This is a genomic window from Micromonospora sp. HK10, assembly GCF_000982955.1.
Classification (GTDB): domain Bacteria; phylum Actinomycetota; class Actinomycetes; order Mycobacteriales; family Micromonosporaceae; genus Micromonospora.
The window spans coordinates 1-4,376 of record NZ_KQ058774.1 but is presented as its reverse complement, the minus strand read 5'-3'; the positions used below and the strand labels follow the sequence as shown (position 1 = coordinate 4,376).

General features: G+C 75.5%; 5 protein-coding genes and 1 pseudogene. All 6 read left to right on the top strand.

Annotation, left to right across the window (positions count from 1 at the left end):
- The first annotated feature begins 162 nt into the window (after window positions 1-162).
- The gene (locus tag LQ51_RS11220) at window positions 163-507 is read left to right on the top strand and encodes a hypothetical protein (protein ID WP_046564878.1); all 345 of its coding nucleotides are present in this window, start codon (window positions 163-165) and stop codon (window positions 505-507) included.
- 14 nt (window positions 508-521) lie between these two features.
- Window positions 522-1,130, top strand: a complete 609-nt coding sequence (locus LQ51_RS11215; protein ID WP_046564876.1) for a hypothetical protein — start codon at window positions 522-524, stop codon at window positions 1,128-1,130.
- Window positions 1,127-1,807 (top strand): hypothetical protein, encoded by a 681-nt coding sequence (locus tag LQ51_RS11210; protein ID WP_046564874.1) that lies wholly within the window; start codon window positions 1,127-1,129, stop codon window positions 1,805-1,807. Before LQ51_RS11215 ends, LQ51_RS11210 begins: the two co-directional genes overlap by 4 nt.
- Before the next feature lie 17 nt (window positions 1,808-1,824).
- A complete protein-coding gene (locus tag LQ51_RS11205) occupies window positions 1,825-3,114 on the top strand; it encodes a phage tail sheath family protein (protein WP_046564872.1) in 1,290 nt (429 codons plus the stop codon).
- Window position 3,115: 1 nt separating this feature from the next.
- On the top strand, window positions 3,116-3,598 hold the full coding sequence (locus LQ51_RS11200; RefSeq protein ID WP_046564871.1) for a phage tail protein: 483 nt from the start codon (window positions 3,116-3,118) through the stop codon (window positions 3,596-3,598).
- A pseudogene (locus LQ51_RS11195) lies at window positions 3,573-4,376 on the top strand (hypothetical protein); the annotation flags it as partial. The gene LQ51_RS11200 and the pseudogene LQ51_RS11195, both read left to right, overlap by 26 nt.

Here is a 4,376-nt window from a genome sequence, read left to right as displayed (position 1 = left end):
CGCCCCGGCCGCCGCCAGCCCCGCGCCGGCCCCCCAGGCCGACCATCCGGCCTGACCCGGCCCGATGCCGCACCACGGGCGGACGGGACCGGCCGCACCGGCCCGCCCGCCGTACCTCCCCACCACCCCGAGCACGTAGGCACCACCCGAAGGGAGATCGCCGTGAACGATCTCTTCACCTGGGCCGCGCTGGGCAGCCTCACCGGCGCCAGCGCCGCCACCCTGCTGGCCACCAACGTCATCGGCGGCCTGATCGGCCCCAGCGGCGACAAAGCACGCAAGTGGCTCGCGCTGGGCTTCGCCCTCGCGCTGTCGTACCTGACCGCGGCGTTCGCCGGCGACGCCGGACCGGAAAAGTGGATCATCGCGTTCTTCAACGGGCTGGTCATCTTCTCCGCCGCCCTCGGCATCAACCAGTTGCCACCCGGCAACCGGCAGGCGACGAACGCCTCGCCCACCCAGCTCGCGCAGGGACGCGAGCCCCGCTTCATCCGCTCGTGGGTCTGAAAGAGGTACCCGCCATGGTCTTCGGCATCATCAGCGCCGCCGTACACGTCGGCCTCGGCGCCCTGCTCGGCGGGCTCGCCGGCGGCCCCCTGGGCCTGCTCATCGGGGCGGCGGTCGGGCTGCTGCTCGGCGTCCCCTTCGGCTGGGCGGTCGCCTCGGCCGGCACGTACGGCACGGACGCCCGGGGGATCTTCCTGTTCGTGGTCGACCACACGTGGAGCCTGCTCAACACCGTGGTCGGCGCCCTCTACCTCGCCCTGCACCTGATCTTCGGACACCAGCTCGACCGGGTGGTCTCCCAGGCCAGCGGCCGGGTCAACCTGGTCGAAGGGGTCTCCCCGCGGTACGCCACCACGATCGGCACGGTCTGCGCCGGCTCCAGCCCCGGCATCCAGCGCCACGAGGACGTACACGTCTTCCAGGCCCGGTTGCTCGGCCCGCTCTACCTGCCGCTGGTCATGCTCAACTACGTCCTGTTCACCATCGCCCCGGTGTGGCTGCTCTGGCACGACCACGGCAACGCCCCGATCAACCGGTTCACCCGGTACTTCGAGATCGGCGTCTACCCGCACGTGTGGAACGAGGCCATCGCGTACCGGATCCAGGGGACGCCGCCGCGATGACCGGCGCGATCGAGGCGGCCGTCGCGGACCTCGCGGCCTGGCTGACCGGGGCGGCGGGCGCCGCCGTCCCGGTCGGACCGCCCCGCGACGGCCCGGGCGGCGGCCTCACCGTCTGGCCGCTGGAGCTGCGGCCGGTCCGGCCGACCGCGGCCGGCGGCGGGGCGCGCGAGCCGTACCGGTTCGTGCTCCGGTCGCTGCTCGCCGGCGCCGGACCGGACGCGCTGCCGGCGCTGGACCGGGTGCTGGCCGCCGCCGCCACCGCCGGCGAGCCGGAGGTGGTGCTCGGCACCGGCGACCCCGCGCTCTGGCGGGCCTTCGGGGTGGCGCCCCGGCCGGCGCTGCTGCTCGACGTGCCGGCCCGGATCGACCGGCCGCTGCCCGCCGCACCGCCGGTACGGCACCCGCTGCGGCTGCGGCAGCTGGGCATGCGCACCCTCGACGGCCGGGTGGTGGGCCCCGAGGCGCAGCCGCTCGCCGCGATGCGGATCGAGGTGCCCGGCACCCCGTACGCCACGGAGACCGACCACGCCGGACGGTTCCGGCTGGTCGGCGTCCCGCACGACCCGGACGCCCCGGACCGGCCGGTGCGGGTGCGGCTGGTCGGGCGGGGCCGGACCCACACCGCCGACCTCGACCCCGCCGACCCCGACCTCGTCATCGTCTGCGCCCCGGACTGACTCCTCAAGGAGGACCGATGCCCACCTACTTCTCCCCCGGCATCTACGTCGAGGAGGTTCCCAGCGGCGCCCGCCCGATCGGCCCGGTCGGCACCAGCACGGCCGCCTTCGTCGGCGTCGCCCCGAACCGGACCGCGCACGTCAACCAGGCCCTGGCGGTCAACAGCTGGTCGGAGTTCGTCCGCCTGTACGCCGACGGCGAGCAGCCGGAGAGCACCCCGCTGGCCCGGGCGGTCTTCGGCTTCCTCGACAACGGCGGCACCCGCTGCTGGGTGGTGAACGTCGGCGAGGGTGGGCAGCTCACCGGCACCGGTGGGCGGCGCGGCGGCCTGCAACTGCTGGAGGCCGTCGACGAGATCTCGATCCTCGCCGCCCCCGGCTACCACGACCCGGTCTCCCACGACGCACTGATCAGCATGGCCGAGCGGCTGCGCACCATGGTGGCGATCTGCGACCCGCCGCCGGACGTGGCCGACATCTCCCGGCTCACCCGGGTGGCCACACCGGGCGCCGGCAAACCCGCCGGCAAACCCGCCGACGGCGGGCCGAAACCCGCCGACGGCGGGCCGAAACCCGCCGACGACGCCCCGAAGCCCGCCGACGGCGGGCCGAAGACGGACGATGGCGGCGGCGGGCCGGCTGGCGACCGGCCCCGGCAGTCGGAGTTCGCCACCTTCTACTTCCCGTGGATCAGGGTGCGCGACCCGATCAGCGGGGAGCTGGTGCTCACCCCGCCGAGCGGGCACGTGGCCGGCATCTGGGCCCGGACCGACGCGCTCCGCGGCGTGCACAAGGCGCCGGCCAACGAGCCGGTGCGCGGCGCGGTGGACCTCGGCTACCTGGTCACCCGCCCGGAGCACGACGTGCTCAACCCCAAGGGCGTCAACGTCATCCGCTACTTCGCCGGCGAGGGGATCCGGCTCTGGGGCGCCCGTACGCTCGCCGCCGAGGCCAGCGAGTGGCGCTATCTCAACGTACGGCGGCTCTCCATCGCCATCGAGCAGGCCATCGCCAACGGCACCCGGTGGATGGTCTTCGAGCCCAACGACTACACCCTCTGGCGATCGATCCGCCGGGACATCGGGGCGTTCCTCACCCGGGTGTGGCGCGACGGCGCGCTGCTCGGGCGTACGCCGGAGGAGGCGTTCTTCGTCAAGTGCGACGAGGAGACCAACCCGGCCGACGTCCGCGACGGCGGCATGGTGGTCGCGCACATCGGCATCGCGGTGGTGAAGCCGGCCGAGTTCGTGGTGTTCAAGCTGAGCCAGTGGGCCGGCGGCACCGAGACCGAGACGATCGGAGGCTGACATGCCGACCACGGCCACCCCGCAACCGGGCGCGCCCGTCGACCCGTACCGCGCCTACCACTTCAAGCTGCTCATCAACGGCATCACCAACGGGCACTTCACCGAGGTCAGCGGCCTGGAGGTGCAGATTCCGTCGGTCAGCTACCGGGAGGCCGGCAACGAGCGGATCCGGGCCGTGCCGGGCCAGGTCGAGTACGCCCCGGTCACCCTCCACTTCGGCCTGACCGTGTCCCGTGAGCTGTGGGACTGGGTGAACGCGGCGGCGAAGGGGACGGTGAGCCGGCGCAACGTCTCGGTGGTGCTGCTGGACCCGGCCGGCACCGCCGAGGTGCTGCGCTGGAACATGATCAACGCGTGGCCGACCCGGTGGCGTGGCGCCCACCTCAACACCCTCGCGCAGGAGATCGCCATCGAGGCGCTGACCCTCGCGTACGAGGGACTGGAACTGGAGTCCGGCGGTGCGGCCGCGCCCACGCCCGCGTGACTGGCTGGCCCGGGCCCTGCGGGTCACCGCCGACCAGCTCGCCCCGCCCACCGGTCGGGCCGCCGGACGGCCGGCGCCGGGCGACCTGACGCCCGGCCGTCCCGGCGACCCGCCGGAGCACTGGCTGCGCCTGGTCGCCGCGCACGCCCCCGGCCTGCTCCGCGACCTCCCGTACGCCACTGGTCAGGACCGCCCGCTCGGCCCGGGATTCCCCGCCGACGCGAGCCACCCGGATGCGGGCGACCGCGGCGCCGGGAACGGCGGGGACGGTACGGACCCGGGGTCGCCGGGAGCCGGCGGCGTGGGCGGGCGGTGGACCGCCGGCGACCCGGCCGGCCGCCTCGGACCCGACCGGTACGCGGCGCGGCGCGGGGACGCGGGGCGCGGTCCCGGCCGGGGGTGGTGGCGGTTGCCCGGCTCGCCGGGAGGCGGCGCGGGGTCCGCGGCTTCCGGTGGCCGAGGCGGTGCCGGGTGGCGAGGCCGACGCGGTGCCGGCGACGGCAGCGGCGCGGTCGGCGACGCCGCCCTGGGCGATGGCCGGGGCCCCGGGCGGTACGACCGGGCCGGGCTCAGCCGGCTCCTGGCCTGGTTCGGGTTCGGCGTGGGCACCGGACGGCCCGGTGCGGACGGCACCGGCCGGTCCCGCGACGACGGTCGGTGGCGCGACGGCGACGGTCGATGGCGCGACGACGGACAGGGGGGCGGCAGCGACGGGCAGTTCCGCGGCGACCGGCGGTGGCACGGTGACGGCGGCCCGGGCGACGACGGCGGCTGGGGC